This window comes from Variovorax sp. F042, assembly GCF_057814215.1.
The window spans coordinates 290223-316147 of sequence record NZ_JBVASX010000004.1; the positions used below are offsets into that span (position 1 = coordinate 290223).

General features: G+C 66.8%; 32 protein-coding genes. 16 read left to right on the forward strand and 16 right to left on the reverse strand.

Translation table 11 applies throughout. From position 1 onward, the window contains the following. Window positions 1-9: 9 nt before the first annotated feature. Window positions 10-534, forward strand: a complete 525-nt coding sequence (locus ACZYSP_RS16660; protein ID WP_081269111.1) for a phosphoribosyltransferase — start codon at window positions 10-12, stop codon at window positions 532-534. 40 nt (window positions 535-574) lie between these two features. Here ACZYSP_RS16660 and ACZYSP_RS16665 read toward each other — a convergent pair whose 3' ends face one another. Both ACZYSP_RS16665 and ACZYSP_RS16670 read right to left on the reverse strand, forming a co-directional pair. After that, complete coding sequence (locus tag ACZYSP_RS16665) at window positions 575-1024, reverse strand: VOC family protein (RefSeq protein ID WP_093052182.1); 450 nt, start codon at window positions 1022-1024, stop codon at window positions 575-577. Between the two features lie 90 nt (window positions 1025-1114). After that, on the reverse strand, window positions 1115-1963 hold the full coding sequence (locus ACZYSP_RS16670) for an AraC family transcriptional regulator (RefSeq protein ID WP_489015408.1): 849 nt from the start codon (window positions 1961-1963) through the stop codon (window positions 1115-1117). Between the two features lie 89 nt (window positions 1964-2052). Here ACZYSP_RS16670 and ACZYSP_RS16675 point away from each other — a divergent pair, with 89 nt between their 5' ends. Then, entirely contained in the window at window positions 2053-3246 is a 1194-nt protein-coding gene (locus tag ACZYSP_RS16675) for a PLP-dependent transferase (protein WP_489015410.1), read from the forward strand. Window positions 3247-3360: 114 nt separating this feature from the next. Further along, on the forward strand, window positions 3361-3564 hold the full coding sequence (locus ACZYSP_RS16680; protein ID WP_093052173.1) for a hypothetical protein: 204 nt from the start codon (window positions 3361-3363) through the stop codon (window positions 3562-3564). Window positions 3565-3629: 65 nt separating this feature from the next. On the opposite strand, the gene ACZYSP_RS16685 is transcribed toward ACZYSP_RS16680, so the two are convergent. Continuing rightward, a complete protein-coding gene (locus ACZYSP_RS16685; protein ID WP_426392643.1) occupies window positions 3630-4274 on the reverse strand; it encodes an arylesterase in 645 nt (214 codons plus the stop codon). A gap of 36 nt (window positions 4275-4310) precedes the next feature. On the opposite strand from ACZYSP_RS16685, the gene ACZYSP_RS16690 reads away from it, so the two are divergent. The 4 genes from ACZYSP_RS16690 to rlmB are packed head-to-tail and all read left to right on the forward strand — an operon-like array spanning window position 4311 to window position 7346. Beyond that, window positions 4311-5021, forward strand: a complete 711-nt coding sequence (locus ACZYSP_RS16690) for an ABC transporter ATP-binding protein (protein WP_489015413.1) — start codon at window positions 4311-4313, stop codon at window positions 5019-5021. Window positions 5022-5076: 55 nt separating this feature from the next. Then, on the forward strand, window positions 5077-5568 hold the full coding sequence (locus ACZYSP_RS16695) for a hypothetical protein (protein ID WP_093078108.1): 492 nt from the start codon (window positions 5077-5079) through the stop codon (window positions 5566-5568). A 4-nt stretch (window positions 5569-5572) separates the two neighbouring features. Continuing rightward, window positions 5573-6556: an inorganic phosphate transporter gene (locus tag ACZYSP_RS16700; RefSeq protein WP_093052157.1), complete on the forward strand. Its 984-nt coding sequence runs from the start codon at window positions 5573-5575 to the stop codon at window positions 6554-6556. A gap of 43 nt (window positions 6557-6599) precedes the next feature. Beyond that, the gene (rlmB, locus tag ACZYSP_RS16705) at window positions 6600-7346 is read left to right on the forward strand and encodes a 23S rRNA (guanosine(2251)-2'-O)-methyltransferase RlmB (protein ID WP_007828317.1); all 747 of its coding nucleotides are present in this window, start codon (window positions 6600-6602) and stop codon (window positions 7344-7346) included. A 12-nt stretch (window positions 7347-7358) separates the two neighbouring features. Here rlmB and ACZYSP_RS16710 read toward each other — a convergent pair whose 3' ends face one another. The 3 genes from ACZYSP_RS16710 to ACZYSP_RS16720 form a co-directional block, all read right to left on the reverse strand. Beyond that, window positions 7359-8555 carry an NAD(P)/FAD-dependent oxidoreductase gene (locus tag ACZYSP_RS16710; protein WP_489015416.1) on the reverse strand — a complete coding sequence of 399 codons (1197 nt, stop codon included), beginning with the start codon at window positions 8553-8555 and terminating at the stop codon, window positions 7359-7361. A gap of 115 nt (window positions 8556-8670) precedes the next feature. Further along, a complete protein-coding gene (locus ACZYSP_RS16715; RefSeq protein ID WP_176928733.1) occupies window positions 8671-8841 on the reverse strand; it encodes a hypothetical protein in 171 nt (56 codons plus the stop codon). A gap of 109 nt (window positions 8842-8950) precedes the next feature. After that, a complete protein-coding gene (locus ACZYSP_RS16720; RefSeq protein WP_354337854.1) occupies window positions 8951-9541 on the reverse strand; it encodes a helix-turn-helix domain-containing protein in 591 nt (196 codons plus the stop codon). 48 nt (window positions 9542-9589) lie between these two features. Between ACZYSP_RS16720 and ACZYSP_RS16725 the strand changes: the two genes are divergently transcribed. Continuing rightward, window positions 9590-10111: a GNAT family N-acetyltransferase gene (locus ACZYSP_RS16725; RefSeq protein WP_093078113.1), complete on the forward strand. Its 522-nt coding sequence runs from the start codon at window positions 9590-9592 to the stop codon at window positions 10109-10111. 3 nt (window positions 10112-10114) lie between these two features. Here the strand turns inward: ACZYSP_RS16725 and ACZYSP_RS16730 are convergent, their stop codons facing one another. From ACZYSP_RS16730 to ACZYSP_RS16745, 4 genes are read right to left on the reverse strand one after another with little or no spacing between them, the layout of a single operon-like run. Beyond that, window positions 10115-10591: a DUF3237 domain-containing protein gene (locus ACZYSP_RS16730; RefSeq protein ID WP_093078114.1), complete on the reverse strand. Its 477-nt coding sequence runs from the start codon at window positions 10589-10591 to the stop codon at window positions 10115-10117. Window positions 10592-10604: 13 nt separating this feature from the next. Then, entirely contained in the window at window positions 10605-11576 is a 972-nt protein-coding gene (locus ACZYSP_RS16735; protein ID WP_093078116.1) for an aldo/keto reductase, read from the reverse strand. Between the two features lie 39 nt (window positions 11577-11615). Further along, a complete protein-coding gene (locus tag ACZYSP_RS16740) occupies window positions 11616-12215 on the reverse strand; it encodes a chromate transporter (protein WP_093053164.1) in 600 nt (199 codons plus the stop codon). Next, a complete protein-coding gene (locus ACZYSP_RS16745; protein ID WP_093078117.1) occupies window positions 12212-12781 on the reverse strand; it encodes a chromate transporter in 570 nt (189 codons plus the stop codon). Before ACZYSP_RS16745 ends, ACZYSP_RS16740 begins: the two co-directional genes overlap by 4 nt. An 85-nt stretch (window positions 12782-12866) precedes the next feature. On the opposite strand from ACZYSP_RS16745, the gene ACZYSP_RS16750 reads away from it, so the two are divergent. Then, entirely contained in the window at window positions 12867-13790 is a 924-nt protein-coding gene (locus ACZYSP_RS16750; RefSeq protein ID WP_093078119.1) for a YihY/virulence factor BrkB family protein, read from the forward strand. 8 nt (window positions 13791-13798) lie between these two features. On the opposite strand, the gene ACZYSP_RS16755 is transcribed toward ACZYSP_RS16750, so the two are convergent. Then, the gene (locus tag ACZYSP_RS16755) at window positions 13799-14350 is read right to left on the reverse strand and encodes a DUF924 family protein (RefSeq protein ID WP_093078120.1); all 552 of its coding nucleotides are present in this window, start codon (window positions 14348-14350) and stop codon (window positions 13799-13801) included. 146 nt (window positions 14351-14496) lie between these two features. Here ACZYSP_RS16755 and ACZYSP_RS16760 point away from each other — a divergent pair, with 146 nt between their 5' ends. The 4 genes from ACZYSP_RS16760 (at window position 14497) to ACZYSP_RS16775 (ending at window position 17874) form a co-directional block, all read left to right on the forward strand. Further along, a complete protein-coding gene (locus ACZYSP_RS16760; RefSeq protein ID WP_093052127.1) occupies window positions 14497-14946 on the forward strand; it encodes a CHRD domain-containing protein in 450 nt (149 codons plus the stop codon). A 64-nt stretch (window positions 14947-15010) separates the two neighbouring features. After that, window positions 15011-16222 (forward strand): patatin-like phospholipase family protein, encoded by a 1212-nt coding sequence (locus tag ACZYSP_RS16765; protein ID WP_093052123.1) that lies wholly within the window; start codon window positions 15011-15013, stop codon window positions 16220-16222. A gap of 73 nt (window positions 16223-16295) precedes the next feature. After that, window positions 16296-17045 (forward strand): acetoacetate decarboxylase, encoded by a 750-nt coding sequence (locus ACZYSP_RS16770; RefSeq protein ID WP_093052120.1) that lies wholly within the window; start codon window positions 16296-16298, stop codon window positions 17043-17045. Window positions 17046-17091: 46 nt separating this feature from the next. After that, the gene (locus tag ACZYSP_RS16775) at window positions 17092-17874 is read left to right on the forward strand and encodes a 3-hydroxybutyrate dehydrogenase (RefSeq protein WP_093052117.1); all 783 of its coding nucleotides are present in this window, start codon (window positions 17092-17094) and stop codon (window positions 17872-17874) included. Between the two features lie 7 nt (window positions 17875-17881). Here the strand turns inward: ACZYSP_RS16775 and ACZYSP_RS16780 are convergent, their stop codons facing one another. Further along, window positions 17882-18838 carry a bifunctional helix-turn-helix transcriptional regulator/GNAT family N-acetyltransferase gene (locus ACZYSP_RS16780; RefSeq protein WP_093078122.1) on the reverse strand — a complete coding sequence of 319 codons (957 nt, stop codon included), beginning with the start codon at window positions 18836-18838 and terminating at the stop codon, window positions 17882-17884. Window positions 18839-18978: 140 nt separating this feature from the next. On the opposite strand from ACZYSP_RS16780, the gene ACZYSP_RS16785 reads away from it, so the two are divergent. Then, a complete protein-coding gene (locus ACZYSP_RS16785) occupies window positions 18979-21381 on the forward strand; it encodes a YgiQ family radical SAM protein (protein ID WP_093078123.1) in 2403 nt (800 codons plus the stop codon). 3 nt (window positions 21382-21384) lie between these two features. Here ACZYSP_RS16785 and ACZYSP_RS16790 read toward each other — a convergent pair whose 3' ends face one another. After that, window positions 21385-22050, reverse strand: coding sequence for a DUF1294 domain-containing protein (locus ACZYSP_RS16790; RefSeq protein WP_489015422.1), 666 nt, complete (start codon window positions 22048-22050; stop codon window positions 21385-21387). A 17-nt stretch (window positions 22051-22067) separates the two neighbouring features. Next, window positions 22068-22448: a tautomerase family protein gene (locus tag ACZYSP_RS16795; protein WP_093078126.1), complete on the reverse strand. Its 381-nt coding sequence runs from the start codon at window positions 22446-22448 to the stop codon at window positions 22068-22070. Window positions 22449-22597: 149 nt separating this feature from the next. Here ACZYSP_RS16795 and ACZYSP_RS16800 point away from each other — a divergent pair, with 149 nt between their 5' ends. Further along, entirely contained in the window at window positions 22598-23512 is a 915-nt protein-coding gene (locus ACZYSP_RS16800) for a hypothetical protein (protein ID WP_093078287.1), read from the forward strand. A gap of 4 nt (window positions 23513-23516) precedes the next feature. Here ACZYSP_RS16800 and ACZYSP_RS16805 read toward each other — a convergent pair whose 3' ends face one another. Continuing rightward, window positions 23517-24389: a CoA transferase gene (locus ACZYSP_RS16805; RefSeq protein WP_093078128.1), complete on the reverse strand. Its 873-nt coding sequence runs from the start codon at window positions 24387-24389 to the stop codon at window positions 23517-23519. A gap of 152 nt (window positions 24390-24541) precedes the next feature. On the opposite strand from ACZYSP_RS16805, the gene ACZYSP_RS16810 reads away from it, so the two are divergent. After that, on the forward strand, window positions 24542-25444 hold the full coding sequence (locus tag ACZYSP_RS16810) for an SDR family oxidoreductase (RefSeq protein WP_093052098.1): 903 nt from the start codon (window positions 24542-24544) through the stop codon (window positions 25442-25444). Here ACZYSP_RS16810 and ACZYSP_RS16815 read toward each other — a convergent pair whose 3' ends face one another. Then, window positions 25445-25903, reverse strand: a complete 459-nt coding sequence (locus ACZYSP_RS16815) for an Lrp/AsnC family transcriptional regulator (RefSeq protein ID WP_093078129.1) — start codon at window positions 25901-25903, stop codon at window positions 25445-25447. Window positions 25904-25925: the final 22 nt, after the last annotated feature.

Consider the following 25925-nt stretch of genomic DNA (forward strand, 5'->3'; position numbering starts at 1 on the left):
AGAAGAACCATGTTGACCGAAGACGGCAAGCATCTCTACGTCAGCTACGACGAGTACCACAACCTGATCGAAAAGCTCGCGATCAAGGTGCATCAGTCGGGCTGGCAGTTCGACACCATCCTGTGCCTGGCGCGCGGCGGCATGCGCCCTGGCGACGTGCTCTCGCGCATCTTCGATAAGCCGCTGGCGATCATGTCGACCAGCTCGTACCGCGCCGACGCTGGCACGGTGCAGGGTCACCTCGACATCGCCCGCTTCATCACCACGCCCAAGGGCGAGATTGCCGGCCGCGTGCTGCTGGTGGACGACCTGGCCGACTCGGGCCACACGCTGCATGCCGTGATGGACATGCTGCGCAACAACTACCCGCCCATCACCGAGCTGCGCAGCGCGGTGATCTGGACCAAGGCACTGTCGACCTTCACGCCCGACTACCAGGTGGAATTCCTTGCCACCAACCCGTGGATCCACCAGCCCTTCGAAGGCTACGACTCCATGGGCGCCGAGAAGCTGATCGAGAAGTGGTCGGTCTGATCCATCGGCCGACCCTTCGGCAATAAGCAGCGCCGCCGGCTCACCCGGCGTCGCTGAGCATCGCGGTGTAGCGCCGCTGCATTTCTTCCGGCGTCAGCTTCTCTATGCTGTGCCCCACGTTCCAGCGATGGCCGAAGGGGTCGTGGAAGACGCCGGAACGTTCCCCATAAAACTGATCTTGCGGCGCCATGTTCAACGTGGCGCCCGCGGCGACCGCGCGCGCCACCACCGCGTCGGCATCGTCCACGTGCAGGTGCAGCGTGACGGCCGTGCCGCCCAGCGTCTTTGCGCTGTGGATGTTGAATTCGGCGAATTCGTCCGAGATCATCAGGATCGCGCCATTGTTGAAGTCCAGCTCCGCATGGCCGATGCGGCCGCTCGGCTCGGTCAGGCGAAAGATTTCCTTCACTTCGAAGACCTTGCAATAGAACTCGATGGCTGCGCCGGCATCGTGGACGCAGAGGTACGGAAACAGTTCGTGGATGGCCATGCTCTTGTCCAGTCGGGTTGATGAGACGGCTGCGATTCTGGCGACCGTTGCTTTTCAGGTCTTGAACAAATTTGACCTGCGGGCTCGTAGTCAGATTCGCACATGCCGGGACGATGCTGGCGCTGCCCGCCGGTACGCCTGCGGCGACATGCCGGCGATGGCCAGGAAATCGCGGTTGAAGTGCGCCTGGTCGCTGTAGCCGGCCTGCAGCGCCAGATCGACCCAGGGCTGGGTGGGGTCCATGGCGAACTGCCCGATCACGCGGTCGAAGCGCAGCATGCGCGCGTACTGCTTGGGCGCCAGGCCGGTCATGCCGCGGAACAGCGCGATGAAGCGCCGGTGGCTGTAGCCGCTTTGCTTCACCAGTTCGCGGATGGCGCCGGCCTGCGCATCGTCGTCACGGGCGCTCGCGCTTGCCATGCTGGCCAGTGCCTGCGCCACCGCAGGATGCAGTCCGTGCATGGCGGAGGCGGCGAGGCGTGCGCCCAGCAGGGCATCGGCGATCGCTAGTTGCCGCGCCAGCGAGTCGGTGCCGTGGAACTGCTCTAACGCGAAGTCAGCGTCCGCGCCCCAGAGCGCGTCCAGCGATGTGTGGCGGTCGGCCAGCGCGTCCTCGGGTACACCGAGCAGCGCCTTGGCCGCACCCGGCTGCAGCATGGCGCCCACCGAGCGTGTTTGCACCGACACGTCGCGCACGAAGAACGCCGAGCGGGCTCCGCCCACCATGGCATGGCCCACCGTGAAGCCCCGCGCATCGGCATCGTCCTGGAACAGGCGCAAGGGCGGCCCCGAAAGCCGGAACACGAGGTGCATGCCACCCGTGGGCAGCACGTGTTCGCGCGCGCCCGGCCGTCCCTCGTGCGGCTCATCGGGCGCGGAGGCCCACAGGAGCCGCACAAAGGGCCGCAGATGGGGGGAGGGTGGTCGGGTCAGCTGCATGACGCGGGAAGTGTCTGCCGAGCCGCCACGCGGCGCAATCACCGCGTCCGCGAAATCCCCGGATGCGGCGCTCGCGCTAGCATCGCTCCATGAGCAAGCCTTCCACGACCCTGATCCACCACCCCTACGTTCCGCCAGCCACCTTCGCCGCGCCGCAGCCCGGCGTGTTCAAGGCATCGACCGTGTTCTTCGCCGACGTGGCCGCCATGCGCGCGCGCGACTGGCGCACCAAGGCCGGCTACACCTACGGCCTGCACGGCACGCCCACCACCTTCACGCTCGAAGAGCGCCTGGCCACGCTCGAAGGCGGCACCGAATGCCTGCTCGTGCCCAGCGGGCTGGCGGCCATCTCGCTGGTGTCGTTCGCCTTCCTCAAGACCGGCGACGAGGTGCTGATTCCCGACAACGCCTACGGCCCCAACAAGGCGCTGGCCACCGGCGAGCTGGCGAATTTCGGCATTACCCATCGCATGTACGACGCGATGAATCCGGTCGACCTCGCGGCCAAGCTGTCGGACCGCACGCGGCTGGTCTGGGTCGAGGCGGCGGGTTCGGTGACGATGGAGTTTCCCGACCTGCCTGCGCTCGTGAACGTTTGCCGCGCGCGCGGCGTGATGACCGCGCTCGACAACACCTGGGGCGCGGGCCTGGCCTTTGCGCCTTTCGATTTCAACGACAGCGGGCAGGGCGTCGACATCTCGGTGCACGCGCTCACCAAGTACCCGAGCGGCGGCGGCGACGTGCTCATGGGCAGCGTGATCACGCGCGACGAGCGGCTGCACCGCGCGCTCAAGCTCACGCACATGCGCATGGGCTTCGGCATCGGCGTGGGCGACGTAGAGACGCTGCTGCGCTCGCTGCCCAGCATCGCGTTGCGCTATGCCGCTCACGACCGCGCGGCGCGCGAGTTGGCCGGCTGGCTCAACGGCTGCGACGAGATCGCGCAGGTGCTGCACCCCGCGCTCGAAGACTCGCCCGGGCACGTGCACTGGCGCGCGCTGTGCGGCGAGACCGACCTGGCCGCAGGCCTGTTCTCGGTGGTGTTCGACGAGCGCTACAGCACCGAGCAGGTCGACCGCTTCTGCGACAGCCTGCAGCTGTTCCGCCTCGGCTATTCGTGGGGCGGTCCCATCAGCCTGGTGGTGCCGTACGACATCGGCTTGATGCGCGATGCCTCCGTGGCACGCTGGCCTTACAAGGGCACGCTCGTTCGTTTTTCGATCGGCCTCGAAGACGTGGAGGACCTGCGCGCCGACTTGCAGCAGGCGCTGGCGCGGATGTAAAAAATCGCTTCTCACTCTCTGGGAGCGTCAGTGGGTACCGTCTTGGGACTGCACCGTTATCGCTTACAGTAGGCCACGCGCAGTCACCCTGACTGCCTCGCCCAAGGAGAAGCAGTGGCAACACCCAATTACGGCTACGAGAAGCGCCAGAAAGAGCTGGCCAAGAAGAAGAAGAAGGAAGAAAAGCTCCGGGAAAAGGCGAACCGCAAACTCAATCCGAGCAGCGACGGCTTGGCCCCCGGAGATCCGGAAACCGACGTGGCCTCGCTCGAACGCGATCCACCCACGGTGCCCGAGTTGCCCACCAAGAACGGTTGATCCGCTCCTGGCGTACCCATCAAGAAGCCGCCGCAGGCCTGCGCCTGCGGCGGCTTTTTTCTTGATTATTTCGGCAGCAGCTTGCGCAGCTCGGGCCAGACGTTGTCCAGCAGTTGCGGCTGTGCCGCGGCCGTCGGGTGGATGCGGTCGGCCTGGAACAGCGAGAGCGCGTCAGGCGCATCGGCCACGCCCTTGAGCAGGAAGGGCACGAGCGCGGACTTGGTCGCGCCCGCCACCTTGGAGAACACCGCCTCGAAGCGCCGCGTGTAGTCGCCGCCGTAGTTCGGCGGCACCTGGATGCCGACGATCAGCACCTTCGCGCCCGCGGCCTGCGCGGCCTTGGTGATCTGCATCAGGTTGCTTTCGGTGTCCGAGAGCGGCAGGCCGCGCAGCGCGTCGTTGGCGCCGAGCTCCAGCACCACGTGGCTGGGCTTGTGCTGCGTGAGCAGCGAAGCAAGGCGCGAGCGCCCGCCGGAGCTGGTGTCGCCGCTTATGCTGGCGTTGACCACGGTGGCCGCGATCTTCTGCTGCGCAAGCCTTTTTTCCAGCAAGGGTACCCAGCCTTCGCCGCGCTTGAGGCCGTACTCTGCGCTCAGCGAATCGCCGAGCACCAGGATCACCGGCTTGCCAGCCGTCGGTACTTGGGCCTGAGCCTGGGCCTGCGCCGCGGTCGTCCATAGCCCCGCGCTGCCGAGCGCGGCGGTGGTCAAGATAAAGTCACGTCGATTCAAAACCAAAGCCTTTCCATGTCCCAACCCCCGTCTGATGCAATTGTCGCCGTCGAGCATGTCTTCAAGTCCGTCACCGATTCGGCCGGCACGCTGGACATTCTGCAGGACATCGATTTCACCCTCGGCGCGCGGGAAACCGCGGCCATCGTCGGCGCCTCGGGCTCCGGCAAGAGCACTCTGCTGTCGATCATCGCAGGGCTGGACACGCCCACGCGCGGCACGGTGCGCATCGCCGGCGCAGACATCTTCGCCATCGACGAGGACGAGCGCGCCGCCGTGCGCGCGCAGCGCGTGGGCTTCGTGTTCCAGAGCTTCCAGCTGCTGGGCAACCTGAGCGCGCTCGAAAACGTGATGCTGCCGCTGGAGCTGGCCAACCGCAAGGACGCGCGCAAGGCTGCCACCGAAATGCTCGGCCGCGTCGGCCTCGGCCAGCGGCTCGGGCACTACCCCAAGGTGCTCTCGGGCGGCGAGCAGCAGCGCGTGGCGCTGGCCCGTGCCTTCGTGGTGCAACCGGCGCTGCTGCTGGCCGACGAGCCCACCGGCAGCCTCGACTTCGCCACCGGCGAGCAGGTGATGCGGCTGATGTTCGACCTCAACCGCGAACTCGGCACCACGCTCGTGCTCGTCACCCACGACCGGGGCATCGCGGCCCGATGCGAGCGACGCATCACCATCGAGGCCGGTCGTGTCGCACTTAATGAAAAAGTGGCTCTGGCGCCCGCCTGACAAGCGCAATAAGCTATTAAACATAAGTAAATAGCCAGCCACACAGGAGATATTCATGGAGGAGCTTCCGCCCGACGCCGTCCTGGCGCTGCAGCGCGGCAGGATGATTGAGGCCATCAAGATCGTGCGCGCCCGCACGGGCGTGGACCTCAAGTCGGCCAAGGACGCTGTCGATCGCTACGCCGACAGGCTGGAGCGGGGGGAAGGCGAAGCCAGCGGACGCGGTGCGCCCGCCGCCGCCATGCAGGACCGCGGCTTCGCCTCCATGCCCTCCATCGCACTCGCAGCCCTGGCGCAGGGCAACAAGATCGAGGCCATCCGCCTCACGCGCGAAGCCACGGGCCTGAGCCTGTCTGCGGCCAAGCGGCTGGTCGACAACCATGACGATCCGGCGCTGGGAAGTTTCAGCCCCCTGACCCAGCACATGCCCCGCCGCCAGATGGAGGAACCGGGCCGCGTGCATGGCGACGGCTACAAATGGCTGCCGGCGTTGATCATCGTGCTGGCGGCGGTCATGGCCTGGTTGTTGATTGCCGGAAAGGCTTGAGTCGATGATCGTTCCCCAGTTCTGGGCCGAAGGCCGTATCCAGGAGAGCGTGGCCGGCAAGCAGTTCACCGTGCGCCGCTTCGGCTGGTCCGACGAGAGCCCGCTGGCCGCGCAGGCGCACGCCGACCAGCGCACGCGCGATGCCTTCGATCGAATCGTCCACAAGGGCGAGAAGCTCGAGCGCCGCGAACGCAAGATGCCCTACAACGGCGCCGACGGCATGCCGATCCGCGAGGAAATCGTCGAGCGCCAGGGCGACACCGTCATCACGCGCAACACCTACGGCGCGCGCTGCCTCAACACGCCCGACGTGCTGTTCGTCGACATCGACTTCGAGGAGCCCTTGCGCGGCAGCGTGTTCGGCTTTGCGCTGGTGCCGGCGCTGATCGCCGGGGTGGTCGGTGGCTGGGCCGCCAAGACCTGGCTGGGCGGGCTGATCGCGGGCATCGTGGTGTTCGTCGTGGCATGGGTCATCGGCCAGCGCAAGAAGCGCGGCGAGCACAGCGGCAACCCCGCGCCTGAGAAGCGGGCGGCCGAGCGCATCGGGCGCTTCATGCAGCAGCACCCCGACTGGCACCTGCGCATCTACCGCACGCCCGCAGGCTTCCGGGTGCTGGCGATGCACGATGTCTTCGATCCGACCGACACCGCGGTGGCCGACTGCTTTCATGCAATGGGTGTCGACAAGGTCTACGCACGTATGTGCCGCAACCAGAAATGCTTTCGTGCCCGGGTGAGTGCCAAGCCCTGGCGCATCGGCATCGGCGAACACATGCGGCCCCAGCCGGGCATATGGCCGGTGTCGCCCGAGAAGCTGCCTGCGCGCGACGCCTGGATCGCGCGCTACGAAAAGGCAGCTGAGGGCCATGCGGCCTGTCAGTACCTGGAGAGCGTGGGCAACGGTGCGAAGGTGCATCCGAGCGCGCTGGCGGTGCAGGAACTGCACGACGAGCGCACTCGCGCGCTCAGTGGTTTGCCGATCGCCTGACCACGCGAAATGGCCAGGTCCCGGGGGTAGGGATAATCCAGGGATGTCTTCCCCCAAAGTGATCTTCGGCTTCCATGCCGTAGGCGTGCGCATCAAGACCGCGCCTAAATCGGTGCTCGAAGTGATGTTCGACGCCAGCCGGCGCGATGCGCGCATGAAACAGTTCATCGCGCGTGCGCAGGAGGCCGGTGTGCGGCTGGTCGAGGCCGACGGCCTGCGGCTGTCCAAGCTCAGCGGCAGCCACGGCCACCAGGGCGTGGTGGCACGGGTCGAACCCGTGGCTCAGGTCCGCTCGCTCGACGAACTGCTCGAAGGCCTCGAAGAGGCCGGCACCGTGCCCCTGTTGCTGGTGCTCGACGGCGTGACCGACCCGCACAACCTCGGCGCCTGCCTGCGCGTGGCCGACGGCGCCGGCGCGCATGCGGTCATCGCCCCCAAGGACCACGCGGCCGGCATCAACGCCACCGTGGCCAAGGTGGCGAGCGGCGCGGCCGAGACGGTGCCGTACTTCATGGTCACCAACCTCGCGCGTACCCTGAACGAACTCAAGGAACGCAACATCTGGTGCGTGGGCACCAGCGACGATGCCCCGGGCACCATCTACCAGAGCGACTTCAAGCGCCCCCTGGCGCTGGTGCTGGGCGCCGAAGGCGAAGGCATGCGGCAGCTCACGCGCAAGACCTGCGACGAGCTGGTGAGCATTCCGATGGCCGGTGCGGTCGAGAGTCTGAATGTCTCGGTGGCCAGTGGCGTGTGCCTCTACGAGGCGATGCGCCAGCGCGGCGCCTGAGCGCCGTCTCTTTTAGCTTTTGGGCAGCGATCCACCCTTGCGGTGGAAGTAGATGAGCTCCGCCACCCGCCGCATCTGCGGCGTGCCCAGCAGGTGGTCGAACATCCAGTCGCTCTGGAAATGGTCGAAGGCCCAGCGCAGCGCGCGCTTGAGCCGGAAGCCCGGGTAGCCACGAACGAACCACGTGGCCGGGTCGCCGGCCTCGCCGCGCACGAAGCGCGCTACGGCCTCGCCCGCGCGCTCCCCGTGCAGCAGCGCTGTGTGGATACCGCCGGCAGTCACCGGCGACACCATGCCCGCCGCATCGCCCACCAGCAGGGCCCGCTCGCGCGCCACCACCGGCAGCACGCCGCCGCACGGGATCATTCCCGCACGCACCGCGACCGGCGGGGCGTCGCCGGGCGTGACCACCGAGGCAATCTTGCGCAGCAGCGGATCGAGCTTCAGCGCGCCCGCGCTGTTGTGCACCATGCGGCGCGCCAGCCCGATCTGGCTCACGCCGACCCCGTCGAGCGCCCAGCCGATATAGCCGGGCGCGAGCTTGCGGTCGATGAAGCAATGCAGCAGGCCGGGCGCCATACGCGCGCCCTGGTACTCGTGCTCGATGCCGTAGAGGAAGCGCGTGTTGCGCGACAGGCCCAGGGCCTTGGCAACGCGCGAGTGGGGGCCGTCAGCGCCCACGAGGTAGGTGGCCGTGATGCAGGGCCCTTGCGTCACCGGCACTTCCCACCGGCCGTTGAGCCACAGCGCCTGCTCGAACAGCGTGCCCAGCCGCACGTCGACGCCGCTGGCGCGGGCCGAGCCGACCATCCAGTCGAGCAGGGCGGGCGCGTCGGTGGCCCAGAACCAGTAGCCCGGCGCGTGCAGGTCGACGTGGCGCATGTTGGGCGCATAGAGCCGCACGCCTTCGATGCGGCGCACTAGCGCGGGTGGCACTTCGGCCAGCCACGGCACGCTGTCGACCGCGTCCTTGACGATGATGCCGGTGGTGTGCAGCTTGGCGCCGGCGGTGGTCTTCTTCTCCAGCACCATCACGCTGAGACCTGCAAGGGCCGCGGCCCGGGCACAGGCCAGGCCCGCAAAGCTCGCGCCCACGACGAGAAGGTCGACCTTGATGTTGCCGGGGCTTGCTGCCGGAGCCGGGGCCGGCTGGGGCGCTGTGCAGGATGAGGAGGCGAGGGGAGAAAAGAAGCTGGAAGAAGTGTGCATGGGGCAGCCAACTGGATTCGATGCGCACCGCGGTCTGCGGTGCGCATGCGAAGTTAGCTACGCCATGTGCGCGCGGCGTGAAGCCTGTGTGAACCTGCTGGATGCACCCGTCCGCTCAGGACGGATCCTTGCCACGCGTGCGGCTCACCGCGCTGAAGATGCCGATCCCCAGCAGGATCACCGCCCCGATGCCGATGTAGAGCGTCGGCACGCCGGCGACGGAGGCGCCCCAGATGAGGCCGCCCAGGAAGATCACGAAACCGATCATGTAGAGCGCGAATGACATCGTCGTTCCTCTGAAGCTGAGATGCCTTGCAGTATCCCGAGGGGTGGCAGGCGCCGCACAGGCGTCGACCGCCAGTGCGTGTCGGAGCTTGCCTACCCTGCGCGTGCGGCTACTCCGGGCTTGCCGCCAGCAGATAGCGGCAGGCGGTGCGCCCCAGCGCCTTGAAGACCAGCGGCCGGTCCACGCCGAAGTCGAGGCAGTCGCCCGGTGCGAGTTCGAAGCGCTCGTCGCCGTAGTCCACCCGCAGCGCGCCTTCGAGCATCCAGAGGCATTGCCGGTAGGGCTTGCCGCTCCAGCGCGGGTAGTCGACCTGCGCCGAGCGCGGCAGCTCGACCTCGACCAACTCGACGCCGCTGCCCGCATGACGCTCGGCGACCTGCCGCCGCAGGTAGCCGGCCTTCGGGTCGCGCCAGACCTCCTGCTCGGCGCGCGTGCGCAGGCGCTGTGGCTGCTCTTTCTCTTCCGTCAGCAGCTGCGCCAGCGGCACCCCGAGCCCGGCGGCCAGCCGGCCCAGCAACACGGCCGTGGGGCTGCTCTGCGCACGCTCCACCTTGGAAATCATGGCCTTGCTCACGCCCGAACGCTCAGCCAGCTCCGCGAGGCTCAGTGCTTGCGCCTGCCTCAGCGCCAGCAGCCGGGTGGCGATGAGCATGTCGATGTTCTGGCCGGGCGTGTCGGCGGGAGATGAATCGTTTCTCATATGAGATTATTATTCTCCTATATTGAACGAAATTTCAACGAGGACACCATGCGTCTCATCCCCTGCACAGAAGAAGCGCACTCCGCCGCGATCCTGGCCATCCTCAACGAGGCCATCGTCACTTCCACCGCGTTGTACGACTACAAGCCGCGCACGCCAGAGAACATGGTCGCGTGGTTCGCCACCAAGCGCGCCAACGGCTTTCCCGTGATCGGTGCCGTGGACGATGCCGGCAAGCTGCTGGGTTTCGCCAGCTACGGCACGTTCCGTGCCTTTCCCGCCTACAAGTACACGGTGGAACACTCGGTCTATGTCGACAGCGCGCACCGCGGCGAGGGCCTGGGCCGCACGCTGATGGAAGCGATCATTGCCGAGGCCATCGCGCGCGACGTGCATGTGATGGTCGGTGCCATCGATGCAGCCAACGCCGGCAGCATCGCGCTGCACGAGCGCCTGGGCTTCGAGCATTCGGGCACGGTGCGGCAGGCCGGTTTCAAGTTCGGCCGCTGGCTCGACGTGGCCTTCTACCAGCGCATTCTTGCGACGCCGATGAATCCGGTCGACGGCTAGCAGCTAGACCAGCGCAAAGAAGCGCATCACCACCTCGGCCGGGTGGCGCACACCGGCGCCGACGAACATGCGCTCGTTGATCCATTTCAGCGAAGGCGAGGCGGTCTCGAAGCGCGGGCTGCAGCGGAAGTACACCTGCGACGGATCGACCGTCTCGCCGCGCAGCAGCTTGCCCATCACCTCGGGCGAGGCCGAACGCATCGCATGGTTCTGCACGTAGACCATATCGCCGGCATCGGTCTCCAGGCCGTAGCGCGCGTCGAGCTCGGAAAGCGTGTCGCTCACTATCAGCTGAAAGTCGCTGCCGCCCGGCAGCACGCGCGCCCGCCAGCCGTGGCCGATGGCTTCGCCACCCGTGATCGGCACCACGCGGCGCAGTCCGCGCGGGCTGTTGCCCAGCACCTGCGGCACGCCCACCTCGACGCGCAGGTCGACGAAGTGCTCGAGTGCGGGCGCTGCAATGGTGTCGAACACGCTCATCGCCGGGAGCCGCTCAGGCAGCGTGTTTTGCTTCGGCGCTGGCGCGGTCGAGCATCTCGATGGTGCCCGCGTCGAGCTTCAGCTGCGTCGCGACCACGAGCTCTTCGAGCTGCGCGATGGAGGTGGCGCTGGCAATGGGCGCCGTCACGCCCGGCCGAGCGATCTGCCAGGCGATGGCGACCTGGCCCGGCTTGGCGTTGTACTGCTGGGCCACCTTGTCGAGTGCGTCGAGGATGCGCAGGCCGCGCTCGTTGAGGTACTTCTTCGTGGTGTTGGCGCCGCGCGCGCTCTTGGCGGCATCGGCCTCGGTGCGGTACTTGCCCGTGAGGAAGCCGGCGGCCAGAGCGTAGAAGTTGATCACGCCCACTTCGCGCTTGATGCACAGCGGCTCCAGCGCATCTTCGAACACGGCGCGGTCGTACAGGTTGTACAGCGGCTGCAGGCTTTCATAGCGGGCGATGCCCAGGCGTTCCGACACGTCGAGCGCCTCGGCCAGCCGCGGTGCGCTGTAGTTCGAGGCGCCGATGGCGCGCACCTTGCCTTCCTTGATCAGGTCGTCGAAGGCGCCGAGCGATTCTTCGAGAGGCGTGCCGGCATCGTCGTCGTGCGACTGGTAGAGGTCGATGTAGTCCGTCTGCAGGCGCTTGAGCGAGGCCTCGACCGCTTCGCGGATGTACTTGGGCGCCAGGCCCACCTTGCCTTCGCCCATCGGCTTGCCGACCTTGGTGGCCAGCACCACGCGATTGCGCTTGCCGCTGTGCTTGAGCCACTTGCCGATGATCGTCTCCGACTCGCCGCCGGTGTGGCCCGGCACCCATGCCGAATACACGTCCGCGGTGTCCACGAAGTTGAAGCCCGCATCCAGCCAGGCATCGAGCAGCTTGAACGACGCCGCTTCGTCGACGGTCCAGCCGAACACGTTGCCGCCGAAGGCGAGCGGGGAAACCAGGAGGCCGGAGCGGCCGAGCGGGCGGAGTTGCGACATGTCGAGTGTTCCTGAAGAAGAAATAGATGAGACGAAGGATCAGACGAAGCCCACGGCGCCCAGCGCCGCCCCGGCGCCGAGCAGCCAGAGCAGGTGAATGCGCGTGCGCCAGACAATAAGGGCGGAAACGCCGGTCAGCAGCCACAGGTGCCAGGCAGGCGCATTGCCGGCATGGTTTCCCGCCGCCAGCACCCAGCCGGTGGCGATCAGCAGGCCCACCACCACGGGCGCCATGCCCTGCTTGAAGGCGCGCACCTCGCGGCGCGTGCGGTTGCGGTGGCCCCAGCGCGTGGCGAAGTAGGTGAGGGTGGTGCTCGGCAGCATGATGCCGACCATGGTGAGCATCAGCCCGAAGAAGCCGAGCAGCCAGGCCGAGGGCCCGGCGCCGATGCCGCCGCCCGCGTTGAGCCCGACGTTCCAGCCCATCAGCGCCACGAACAGCACGTTGGGGCCGGGCGCGGCTTGCGCGATGGCAATGGAGGAGCTGAACTGCGCATCGGTGAGCCAGCTGTGCTGGACTACGAGGTAGCGGTGCATGTCGGGCACCGTGGTGATGGCGCCGCTGATCGACAGCAGCGACAGCAGCGCGTATTGACCGAACAGGGCCAGCCAGTCGTGCCATTGCATCGTGATGGTCATGGCGCGATCTTCTTCCAGGTCCACACGCAGGCGACGCCACCGACCACCAGCAGCACCCATCCGAGCGGGATCTTGAACACCGCAATGGCCACGAACACCAGCGCCATGAAGGAGAGGCAGGTTGCAAAGCCCAGCGGATGCTTGCGCAACTGCGGCACCAGCTTGATACCGGTCGCGGCAATCAGTCCGCCCGACACCGCGCCCATGCCGCGCAGCGCGGCCGCCACCTGCGGGTTGCCGGCGAAGTGCGCATACAGCACGGCCAGCGCAAGGATGACGACCAGCGGAATGGTCAACATGCCCGCCAGGGCGGCGAGTGCGCCGCGCAAGCCGAAGTAGCGGTCGCCGATCATCAGAGCGAGGTTGATCACGTTGGGACCCGGCATCACCTGCGCCACGGCCCAGTCTTCGAGGAACTGCTCGGGCGTGAGCCATTTCTTCTTCTCGACCATCTCGCGCTGGACGATGGCGAGCACACCGCCGAAGCCCTGCAACGCGAGCCAGGTGAATGAAACAAAAAGGTCGCGTGGCGACTGGGGCTGGGCAGCGGGGGGAGACGGGTGCATGTGGAGCGATTATCGTAGGCACGCTTTCAACATGCCGGGCGCCGGATCGACATGGCGCCGGGCGATTCCACAGGGACACTTCAGCATGGTCAAGCAACTGCGCGCACTCTTCGATCTCTGCCAGCGGGCCTTCAACTCCTGGTCGAACGATTACGCCCCGAGCATGGGCGCCGCGCTGGCCTACTACACAGTGTTCTCCATTGCACCGCTGCTGCTGATCGTGATTGCGGTGGCCGGCCTGGTCTTCGGGCAGGAGGCCGCGCGCGGCGAGATCTTCGCGCAGCTCTCGGGCCTGATGGGCGAGCAGGGTGCGGCTGCGGTGCAGGGCATGCTGAAGGCCGTCAACAAGCCGGCCGAAGGCATCGTCGCCACGGTGATCGGCATCGGGCTGCTGGTGCTGGGCGCCACCACCGTCTTCGGCGAACTGCAGGACGCGCTCGACCGCATCTGGCGCGCGCCGGCCCGCGCCAAGAACAAGGGGCTGTTCAACATGCTGCGCGTGCGGATGCTGTCGTTCAGCATGATCATGGGCATCGGCTTTTTGCTGATGGTGTCGCTGGTGGCGAGTGCGGCGCTCGCGGCCCTGGGCAAGTGGTGGTCGCCTGTGTTCGGAGCGTGGGAGACAACGGCGCAGGCCGTCAACTTCGTCTTCAGCTTCGCGATGGTGACGGCGATCTTCGCGATGATCTACAAGATCATGCCGCGCGCCAAGGTGCAGTGGCGCGACGTGTGGGTGGGGGCGGCGGTCACGGCGCTACTCTTCACTGTGGGCAAGCACCTGATCGGGCTGTACATCGGCAAGAGCAGCGTGGCCTCGGGCTACGGGGCCGCGGGCTCGCTGGTGGTGGTGCTGGTGTGGGTTTACTACTCGGCGCAGATCTTCCTGCTGGGGGCCGAGTTCACCTGGGTCTATGCGCGTACCTACGGCTCGATGAAGGACACGAAGGGCATCGCCGACCCGAACCCGTCGCCGACGCGCAACGTGCCGCTGCCGCACAACGACACCTGAGCCTCGCTTCAGCCGGCGAAGCCGCCTTCGTCGAGGTACTTCTGCTCTTCCGCCGTGGTGCTGCGCCCCATCATCCTGTTGCGGTGCGGAAAGCGGCCGAAGCGCGCAATGATGTCCCGGTGCAGCACCGCGTAGCGCTGCGTATTGGCGTCGAGCGCCGCGTTGAGTTCGACCGAGCGCTCCTGCTCGGCCAGCACTTCGGAATGCATGAAGGGCAGGTAGAAGAAACGTCGCAGCACCGGTTCGCACTGCAGGTCGAAGCCTGATTCGACTGCCTGCTTCGCCACGGCCAGCGCCTTGCCGTCGGTGGCCAGCATGTGCGGGCTGCCGCGCCAGGTGTTGCGGGGAAACTGGTCGAACAGCACCAGCAAGGCCAGGGCGCCTTCGGCGTCGGATGTCCAGTGGTCGAGCTCGCCGCGGGCTGCGGCCTGATGGGCGTGCGAGAAGCGGGCGGCGAAGTCGGCGTCGAAGGCGTCGTTCTTGGCAAACCAGCGGTCCGGGCCGGCTTCGCGCCAGAAATCGACCACGTCGCGGGCGGTGGGGAGGGCGTTGAAAGTCATCGTTGCATTTTCTTTCAGCCTTTCAGCCCTTTTTCAGCCCTTTTTCAGCCGTTGGGCGGCCGTCAAAGTCGGGGTGGTGGCCGACAAGCCAAGCCCGCCGTGCTGCCTATGCTGTGGAGGCTTTCATAACTCAGGAGATCAAGCTCATGACCAAATATGGCACCCTTTTGCGCGCAGCCCTCATCACCGGGGTGGCCAGTGCCGCGCTGGTCGGCTGCGGAATGATGTCGAAGTCGAACGTCGCGAGCTTCAGCGGCGCGATGAACGCAGCCAGCGAAGTCCCGCCCAACATGACGCGCGGCAGCGGCATGGCCGAGGCCTGGCTCGACCGCGACACCAACGTGCTCAAGTACAAGATCACCTACACCGGCCTGAGCGGTCCGGCCACCATGGCGCACTTCCACGGCCCGGCTGCCGCGGGCGCCAATGCGGGCGTGGTGCTGCCCTTTGCCAACCCGGCGAGCCCGATCGAAGGCCAGGCCACGCTCACGCCGGCACAGGCGGCCGACCTGTCCGCGGGCAAGTGGTACGCCAACGTGCACACCGCCGCCAACCCGGGCGGCGAGATCCGCGGACAGATGCTGCCGAAGATGTGACATCGTCCCGGGGGCAACAACCCCTGGTCAGGTTGGTGTCGCGGGGCTGGTGTCAAATGACCGCATGACGACGACACCACCGAAGAAGAAACCCCGTGCCGCCTCCTCCAAGCCCCTGAACCCTTTTGCTTCGCGCCGCGAAGACATGCGCACCGCCCGCAAGGCGCTGGTGCTGCAGGGTGGGGGCGCGCTCGGCGCCTACCAGGCCGGCGTGTATGCGGCGCTCAGCGAAACCGAGCTGCAGCCGCACTGGATTGCCGGCGTCTCCATCGGCGCCATCAACGCGGCACTGATTGCGGGCAATGCACCGGAAACGCGCGTCGACCGGCTGCGCGAGTTTTGGCACCTTGTGTCTTCGGGCCCCTCGCAGCGCCTGCCCTCTTGGCTGGGCGACCGGGCCCTGCAGAACCAGTACAGCGCCACCATGGCCTCGCTGGTGGGCATTCCGGGCTTCTTCGAGCCGCGGTACTCGCCGGCCTTCCTGATGGGCGGGGCGGCGCCGCTGCTGAGCTATTACGACACCTCTGCCCTCAAGTCCACTCTGGAGCGCCTCGTCGACTTCGACCGCATCAATGCCTGCGAGGCACGCTTCAGCGTGGGGGCGGTCAATGTGCGCACCGGCAATTCGGTGTACTTCGACAACACGCGCCAGCTCATCGGGCCCGAGCACATCATGGCCAGCGGCGCGCTGCCGCCGGGCTTCGCGCCAATCAGCATCGATGGCGACGACTACTGGGACGGCGGCATCGTGTCGAACACGCCGCTGCAGTACGTGCTCGACACGCATCCGCGCAGCGAGCCGCTGGTGGTGCTGCAGGTCGACCTGTTCAATGCGCGCGGCGAGATGCCGCGCACCATGGCGGGCGTGATGGAGCGGCAGAAGGACATCACCTACTCGAGCCGCACCCGCATGAACACCGATGCGCTGGCCGCCAACATGAACCTGCAGCAGGCGATTGCCGACCTGATCTCCAAGCTGCCGGCAGGCCTGCGCAACGACCCGAGCGTGCTCGCGGTGCAGTCGCAGCTCACGCACGAGCCCATAGACATCTTCCACCTGATCTACCGCGACAAGCCCTACGAGTTGGAGTCCAAGGACTACGAGTTCTCGCGCGCCGCCGTTGAAGAGCACTGGGATTCGGGTGCGCGCGACATGCGCAACACGCTGGCCCACCCCGAGACGCTGCGCGCCGACGCAACCGTCAACGGTGTGACCACTTTCGACCTTGGCGAGCACGGCTCGGGGCGCGTCAAGCGGCCGGGCCTGTCGCGCTGACACGGACGATTCAGCCTCAACTAAGAAACCAGCGCGAGACTGGGCCGTCACTTCAACAGGAGGAAATGTTTTCATGAACATTGAAGATGTGCGACGAACGGCATTCGCGATGCCGCTGACCAATCCCGCCTTTCCGCCCGGTCCTTACCGCTTCGTGCGGCGCGAATTTCTCATCCTCACGTACCGCACCGACATGGACGCCCTGCGCGCCGTGGTGCCCGAGCCGCTCGAAGTGGTCGAGCCGCTGGTCAAGTACGAATTCATCCGCATGCCCGACTCCACCGGCTTCGGCGACTACACCGAGTCGGGCCAGGTCATTCCGGTGCAGCTGCGCACCGCCAGGGGCGTGGAGAAGGGCGCGTACGTGCACGCGATGTACCTCAACGACCATCCGCCCATTGCCGGCGGGCGCGAGCTCTGGGGCTTTCCGAAGAAGCTCGCCTCGCCGGTGCTCGACTACGAGACCGACGTGGTGGTCGGAACGCTCGACTACGGCAAGGTGCGCGTGGCCAAGGCCACGATGGGCTTCAAGCATCGCGCGCTCGACCCGGAGCCCATCCTCGCGGGCATTGCGCAACCCAACTTTCTGCTCAAGATCATTCCGCACGTCGACGGCACGGCGCGCATCTGCGAACTGGTGCGCTATCACATGGTCGACGTCACGCTGCACGGCGCATGGGGCGGGCCCGGCTCGCTCGAACTGCACCCGCACGCGCTGGCACCCGTGGCCGACCTGCCGGTGCTCAAGGTCGAATCGGCCGTGCACTACATCGCGGACATGACGCTCGCACTCGGCACGGTCGAGCACGACTATCTCGCCTGATTCTTGCTGCCCTTTTCAAACCCGACTCTTACCAAGGAACATCACCATGCAACTCAAGGACAAGGTCGCCTACATCACTGGCTCGGCCAGCGGCATCGGCAAGGAAATCGCCATCCTGTTCGCGCAGGAGGGCGCCAAGATCATCATTGCCGACCTCAACAAAGAAGCGGCCGACGCCACCGCGGCCGAGCTCAAGGCCACCGGCGCACAGGCCATCGGCGTGGGTGTCGACGTGACGAACGAAGACCAGGTCAACGCCTCGGTCGAAGAGGGCGCTGCGGCCTTCGGCGGCATCGACATCCTCATCAGCAACGCCGGCATCCAGATCGTTCACCCGGTGGAAGAGTTCAGCTTCGCCGACTGGAAGAAGATGCTCGCCATTCACCTCGACGGCGCCTTCCTCACCACGAAAGCTTGCCTGAAGCACATGTATGCACAAGGTCGCGGCGGCAGCGTGATCTACATGGGCTCGGTGCACTCGAAGGAAGCCTCACTGCTGAAGGCTCCTTACGTCACCGCCAAGCACGGTCTCATCGGCCTGGCCAAGACGGTTGCGAAGGAAGGCGCCAAGCACGGCGTGCGCGCCAACGTGATCTGCCCGGGCTTCGTGCGCACGCCGCTCGTCGAAAAGCAGATTCCCGAGCAGGCCAAGACCCTGGGCATCAGCGAGCAGGAAGTCATCAAGAACGTGATGTTGAAGGAAACGGTCGACGGCGAATTCACGACCACGGAAGACGTGGCGCGCGTCGCGCTGCTGTTCGCGGGCTTCCCGACCAATGCACTCACCGGCCAGTCGCTCGTCGTGAGCCACGGCTGGTTCATGCAATAAGCAGACGCTACAGCTTCAACTCCCAGGTTTCACCGACCTGTGGCGAGCCGTAGCCCTCGTGCGGCTCCGACTTGGTGAGCTGGAAGCCGCGCTTGGCGTAGATGCCGCGTGCGGCCACCAGGCAGCTGTTGGTCCACAGCACCATCTTCTTGTAGCCCTTGAGGCGCGCGAAGGCGATGCATTCGTCCACCAGCTTGCCGCCCAGGCCGAGCCCGCGCGCGGCGGGCGCGAGGATCAGCAGGCGCAGCTGCGCCACCGCGGCCGACTTGCGCACCACGAAGATCGCGCCCACCCGCTCGCCGTTGAGCTCGGCAATCCAGCAGCGCTCCCACTCGGGCTGGAACTTGAGCAGGAATTCACCCGCGATGCCGGCCACCAGCGCTTCGAAGGTGCTGTTCCAGCCGTACTCGCGCGCATAGATCTCGCCATGCTGCTGCACCACCCAGCCGATGTCGCCGGGTGCCGGGTCGCGCAGGATGGCCGCCTGGGTCTTGGCCGGGGCGGCTTCGGGGTCGAGCAGCGACTGCACCGTGCCCATGGCCTGCACCAGCTGCTGGCGCTGTGGCGGCGCGAGCGAGGCGAGCAGGGCGGTGGCTTCTTCACGCGATTTCTGTTGCAGCGGCGCGAATGCGGCGTGGCCGGCCTCGGTCAGGCGCAGGACGCTCTGGCGCGCATCGCGCGGATGCGGCTCGCGCGTGAGCCAGCCTTCGTTTTCGAAGCGGCGCAGGATGCGGCTCATGTAGCCCGCGTCGAGCCCGAGGTCACGCCCGATTTCGCTCGCGACCGCCACCTCGCGGTGCGCCAGCTCGTACAGCACGCGCACGTCGGTCAACGACATGGCGCTGCCGAGGTAGGGGTCGAGGGCGCCGATGCGGCGGGTGTAGAAGCGGTTGAATTGACGGATCGCCTTGACGGCGGCGGGGTCGATGTTGGGTAAAGTGGCTGACATGGTTGCCATTGTCATTCAGAAGGTTGACTTTGGCAATCAATTGAGGCTTCGAAGAGGCCCGGTCACAGGATGTTTGCCGCGACAGACATGATGGAAAACCCTAAAATCGAGGGTTGCCCACAACGGCGCTCCCACGGCGCTGTCTACTCCCTCCGATGAACGCCCCCGTCGACGTCTCCTTTTTCGCGCGCGCCGCCAAGCCGCTGACCAGCTACCGCAAGTACTGGGCGGCCCGTTTCGGTACGGCCAAGTTCCTGCCGACTTCGCGCAAGGAAATGGAAGCGCTCGGCTGGGACAGCTGCGACATCATCGTGGTCACGGGCGACGCCTACGTCGACCACCCCAGCTTCGGCATGTCGGTCATCGGCCGCATGCTGGAGGCGCAAGGTTTCCGCGTCGGCATCATCGCGCAGCCCGACTGGCAGAGCGCCGAACCCTTCAAAGCGCTGGGCAAACCGAACCTGTTCTTCGGCGTGACTGCCGGCAACATGGATTCGATGATCAACCGCTACACGGCCGACCGGAAGATCCGCAGCGACGACGCCTACACCCCCGGCGACGTCGGCGGCTCGCGCCCCGACCGCGCGGCCATCGTGTATTCGCAGCGCTGCAAGGAAGCCTGGAACGACGTGCCGATCATCCTCGGCGGCATCGAAGGCAGCCTGCGCCGCATCGCCCACTACGACTACTGGTCGGACAAGGTGCGCCGCTCCATCGTCGTCGACTCGAAGTGCGACCTGCTGCTGTACGGCAACGCCGAGCGCGCCATCGTCGAGATCGCGCACCGCCTGGCCGCCAAGGAGCCGGTGCAGCAGATCACCGACGTGCGCGGCACCGCCTATGTGCGGCGCGAAACGCCCGAGGGCTGGTTCGAGATCAACTCCACCAGCGTGGACGAACCCGGCCGCGTCGAGGCGCACGTCAACCCCTACCTGATGGTGTCCGACCAGGCCAAGGCCAACGGCGCCACCTGCGCGAAGGAAGACGAGGCTGACGCCGTTGCCAAGGCGGCCGAAGCCGCTGGGTCGGCCGCCGGCTCGGTGGTCAACCCAGCCATCAAGCCGCTGAACTTCGTGCCCAACCCGGCGCTGCAGCCCCGCGGCAAGATTGCCGTTCCTCCGCGCGACCGTTCGGTGATCCGCCTGCCGGCCTACGAGCAGGTGCGCAGCGACCCGGTGCTCTACGCGCACGCCAACCGCGTGCTGCATCTCGAAACCAACCCGGGCAACGCCCGCGCGCTGGTGCAGGCGCACGGCGAGGGCGCCACGGCGCGTGACGTGTGGATCAACCCGCCGCCCATTCCGCTCACCACGGCCGAGATGGACCACGTGTTCGATCTGCCGTACGCACGCAGCCCGCATCCGCGCTACGCCGACGAGAACGGCAGCCACGACGGCGCGACCAAGATCCCCGCGTGGGAAATGATCCGCTTCAGCGTGAACATCATGCGCGGCTGTTTCGGCGGCTGCACCTTCTGCTCGATCACCGAGCATGAGGGCCGCATCATCCAGAGCCGCTCGGAAGATTCGATCATCAAGGAGGTCGAGGCCATCCGCGATTCGGTGAAGGGCTTCACCGGCACCATCTCCGACCTCGGCGGCCCCACGGCCAACATGTACCGCATCGGCTGCAAGTCGCCCGAGATCGAATCGGCCTGCCGCAAGCCCAGCTGCGTGTACCCGGGCATCTGCCCGAACCTCAACACCAATCACGACCCGCTGATCAAGATCTACCGTCGGGCGCGTGCATTGAAGGGCATCAAGAAAATTCTCATCGGCTCGGGCCTGCGCTACGACCTGGCCGTGCAGTCGCCCGAGTACGTGAAGGAGCTGGTGCAGCACCACGTTGGCGGCTACCTGAAGATCGCGCCCGAGCACACCGAGCAAGGCCCGCTCACGAAGATGATGAAGCCCGGCATCGGCAGCTATGACAAGTTCAAGCAGATGTTCGAGAAGTACTCGGCCGAGGCGGGCAAGAAGCAGTACCTGATTCCGTACTTCATTGCCGCGCATCCGGGCACCAGCGACGAGGACATGATGAACCTCGCGATCTGGCTCAAGAAGAACGGCTTTCGCGCCGACCAGGTGCAAACGTTCTACCCGAGCCCGATGGCCACGGCCACGACGATGTACCACACCAACAAGAACCCGCTGCGCAAGATCACGCGCGAGAGCGAGACGGTGGACATCGTGCGCGGCGACAAGCGCCGCCGCCTGCACAAGGCCTTCCTGCGCTACCACGACGCCAACAACTGGCCGCTGCTGCGCGAGGCGCTCAAGAGCATGGGCCGCGCCGACCTGATCGGCAACGGCAAGCACCACCTCATCCCGACGTGGCAGCCGCTGACCGACGGCGGCTACACGAGCGCGCGTCGCAAGAACTCGACCGTCGCACCGGCGGTCAACAAGTCCGCACCGGTCAAGCTGGCGCCGGTGAAGCCCTCGAAGGGCCGCATCCTTACGCAGCACACCGGCCTGCCGCCACGCGACAACGGTTCGGCCGCGGCGCCGCGCAAGGCTGCCGGCCCGGTGCGCGGCAGCATCCGCAAGCCGCGCTGAGCTTCAGAACGCCAGCAGTCCCGCTGGCAGCAGCTTGCCGACCCAGGCGCCCACGGCCGCCATGTGTGCCAGCACCGTGGCCCAGTAGCCCGCCATGAAGCTCGCCTTGCGCACCTTGTGGCGGAACAACCGCTGCGCGACCCAGGCGCCCGGCCAACCCCCGATCAGCGAGAGCAGGTGCAGCGTGTTCTCCGCGGTGCGCCAGCGGCCTGTTTCGGCTGCGTTCTTGTCGAAGCCGTAGATGAAGAAAGTCAGCAGGCTGAGCAGCGCCAATACGCCAAGCGCGATTGGCGGAAGGCGTGTGGTCCAAACGCCATAGCCGAGCAGCGCGCCGTACGCCACGAGCAGAAGAACCATCGGCAAAGGGGACGAAGAAGAGGTCGAGGAACGCACCGAGCGATCAGGTTGCCGGCGAGGCGGCGCGGACCTCCGCTGCGGTTGTGATTGCGGCTGCCGCACCGCACCGGCTACCTGCACCGACATCGCACGCGGCCCCTTGCCGCCCACATGGATCTCCTCGAAGTTCACCCTCATGCCGACCTGCGGCGCGGTGCCCCGGTCGGTGAAGTCGCGCAGGTGCACGAACACATCGGCGGAGATTTCGGGGCAGCGGATGAAGCCGAAGCCCCGATCTTTCTCCCATCGAACTAGCGTGCCCTGGCGTTTCATCGGCGGGATTCTCGCCGCTATGCGTACTGCATCTCGCCATTTCCGAACGACCAGTTCTCCTTCGCCACCTCGACGAGGTTGATGAAGACATCCTCGCGCCGGATGCCCTGCCGGGCGTGCAGGTCGTCGGCCACGCGCTTGTAGAAGGCTTTCTTCATCTCCGTCGTTCTTCCGTGATTCAGCGTGATCTGGATCAGCACGAAGCCCGGCGAGTAGACAACACCGAGGTAGCTTGCCGGATGGACCAGCTCGCGTGCCTCGTGCCGCGTGATGACCTGGAACTTGTCGTCTTCCGGCACGTTGATGGTGTCCCGCATGGCCTGATAAATGAGATCCCCGATGGCCGGACCCAGGGTCTCGGGGCTGCCATTGGAAAGATCGATCCGGACGAGTGGCATCTTTGGTTCCTCGAAAAAGAGTGGAAGCCTAAGGTACATCCCGTGTCGATCGGCCATGGCGGGCGCAATGCCGCTGTTGGTGCGGCGCAGCAAGCCCACGCAGTCCGACTGAAGGCGAGGGTGGGGCGGTCCGCTGTATGGTGTGGTCCATGAGCAGTTCGTACTACCCGTCGGCTTCATGGACGATGCGCACCCTGACGGGAGCGCTGCTGCTACTGCTTGCAGCCTCGGCGCAACAGGCGCTTGCCGCCGCACCGGAGAATTCTTCCGCCCAGGCGCTGCGCGCCACCCACCAGCGCTTGAGCGACAAGCTCGACAAGAGCAGCTTCGGGCGGCCCGTGCAGCTCGATTCCATGGAGACGGCGGATGGCCTGCAGGGCGACGTCTACGCCGTGGTCGAGCATCCGCTCGCGGAAATCAGCACCGCGCTGAAGGGGTCGGCCCACTGGTGCGAGGTGCTGACCCTGCACATCAACAACCGGCGCTGCAGCACGGCCAGCGGCCCGCAGGGGCGCGAGATGCTGACGCTCTACGTGGTGCGGCGCTATGACAAGCCCATCGACCAGGCCTTCGAGTTGCCGTTCGTCTACCGGGTCGCCAGTGCCACGCCCGAGCACCTGATGGTCGAGTTGTCGGCCGAGAGCGGGCCGCTGGGCACCAGCAACTATCGCGTCACGCTGGAGGCCGTGGCGCTCGACGAGCGCAAGAGCTTCCTGCACTTCAGCTACAGCTATGACCACAACACCATGGTGCGGCTGGGCACCATGGCCTACCTGGCGACCTTCGGCAGCGACAAGGTGGGCTTTACCGTGCTGGGCAAGACGCCGGAAGGCCAGCTCGACTACATCCGCGGCCTGCGCGGGCTGGTGGAGCGCAATGCGATGCGCTACTTCCTGACGCTGGATGCCTACCTCTCGGCGCCGGGGCCGGAGCAGGCCGACCGTCGTCAGCGTCGCTGGTTCGCGGCGGCCGAGCAGTACCCGCGCCAGCTGCACGAAGTCGATCTCGACACTTACCTCGCGCTCAAGCGCGAAGACCGGCAGCGCGACGGCGCCAGTCGCTGATGAATCAGCTGGCCAGCGTGAGCAGCGGCACGTCGCGCTCGCGACTCATGGCTTCGAGTTCGGCGCGCGTGCACGTCGCCAGCCATGCGGCCAGCGCTTCGTGCGTGGCAGGCGCCAGCATGTCGCGCGAGTCGATCTGCGCCGCCTCGCAGAGCCGGCTGGCGAAATGCGGCTCCAGCGCGGCAACGGCCACGCGGCCATCGGCGCAGGGGTAGACGCGGTAGCCGGCATGCGCGCCGCCGACCGTGCCCGAGGGCTGCGTCAGCCCCCAGGTGCGGGGCAGGGCGAGCCAGTCGGCCGAGGCGTTCAGCGCTACTTCGAGGTATACGCCGCCCGCCTTGCGCGACTGCAGCAGCATGGCCTTCAACACCGCTTCGCTTGCGAGCAGTGCGCCGCCCATGTCGGCGTAGAGCGTTGGCGGCAGTTCGGTGCCGGTGACCAGTCCGCTTTCGGCGAGATAGGTCAGGTCATGGCCCGGCTCCTCGGCGCGTTCGCCCGGCGCGCCGACGATGGCCACTTGCGACAGCGACGGATGGCGCGCCTGCAGCGCAGGCCAATCGAGGCCGAGCTTGCGCAGCGCGGAAGGGCGGAACGAGGTGAGCAGCACGTCCGTCTTCGCGAGTTCGGCGTGCAGTTGCTGCTGGCCCGCGTCCGTTTTCAGGTCGGCTGTTTCGATGGCGATGCCTTCGTGCAGTGCGGCATACGCGGGCTTGTTGTAGAGCGCCATCGGGTCGCCGCCCGGCGGCTCGAGCTTCAGGCAGGTGGCGCCCATTCCGCGGCAGCGCAGCAACGCGGCCGGCCCAGGCAGGTTGAGCGCAAGGCTCAGCACGCGCACGCCTTCTAGCGGCTGGAAGGAGTCTTGGGTGGGGCTGGACATGGGGCGTCGATCCGGAAAACAGGCCAGCAGCCATTCTCACCCGTGCGGAGTGGGAAGCCAGATTCCGCAAGCCGCCATCGAGGCGGCGCGCGTAGCATGCGCCATGGCAGCGCTTGTCCTTGCCGCTGCCGCAACGACCAAGGAGACAAAGCATGTTCGAAGCTTCCCTGATGAACGGCCAGCGCATCCTCGTGACCGGCGGCGGCACGGGCCTCGGCCGCGCAATGGCCGAGCGCTTCCTGAGCCTTGGCGCCGACGTGGCCATCTGCGGCCGGCGCCAGTCGGTCTGCGAAGAAACCGCGGCCGAATGGCGGCAGCAGTTCCCGGGCCGGCGCATCGACACCTTCGGCGTGGACATCCGCATCGCGCAGCAGGTCGACGAGATGGTCGAGAGCCTGTTCCAGAGCGGCGGCCTCACGGGGCTCGTCAACAACGCGGCGGGCAACTTCGTCTCTCCGACCGAAAACCTCTCGCCGCGCGCCTTCGACGCCATCGCCAACATCGTGTTCCACGGCAGCTTCTACGTGACGCAGGCCGTGGGCAAGCGCTGGGTGGCCCAGGCCAAGTCGGGCCAGTGGAAGCAGGGCGATGCCTTCCGCAGCGTGATGAGCATCATCGTCACCTGGGTCGACAACGGCAGCCCCTACGTCGTGCCCTCGGCCATGAGCAAGGCCGGCATCGAGGTGATGACCAAGTCGCTCGCGGTGGAGTGGGCGCGCCACGGCATTCGCCTGAATGCCGTAGGCCCCGGCGAGATTCCGACCGAGGGCATGAGCAAGCGCCTGAACCCTGGCGAGGAGCCCGGCGCGCGCAGCAAGCAGAGCAACCCGATGGCGCGCACCGGCCGCATGAGCGAGCTGCAGAACCTCGCGTCCTTCCTGATGGCGCCGGGGCAGTGCGACTGGCTCACGGGCCAGAGCATCATGATGGACGGCGGCAATGCGCTGGCCACCGGCGGCAACTTCTACGAACTGCGCCAGTGGAGCGATGCCGACTGGCTGGCCGCGCGCGAACGCATCGAGGCGCAGAACCAGAAGGACAAGGCGCAGCGCTGACTACTTCCTTGGCGTCCTGGCCGCCTGCACGGTGACGTGCTTGTTCACCGGGCTCGACAGCACCAGCGATGTCGTCACCGAGCCGTCGACCGCCAGCGCGTCCACCACGCGCTCCAGGTCGGCCGGCTCGGCGATCGCGCAGCGCACGATGAAGCAGCTTTCGCCGGTCACGCGGTCGGCGCTCAGCACCTCGGGCATGGCGTCGAACAGCTTCAGGTACTTGGCGATGCCCGCGTGCGTGGTGTCGATGCGGATGATGGCCTGCAGGCCCACGCCCAGCGCGCGCAGGTTGACGCGCGCGCCGTAGCCCTCGATCACGCCGGCCTCTTCGAGCTTGCGCACACGCTCGCTCATGGCCGGCTGCGAGAGGCCGATGCGCTTGCCCAGCGCGGCCAGGCTCTGGCGCGCGTCGGCCTGCAGCGCTTCGAGGATCTGCCGGTCTTTCCTGTCGATGTTCATGCGAGGTTCGCCTTGCCCTTGC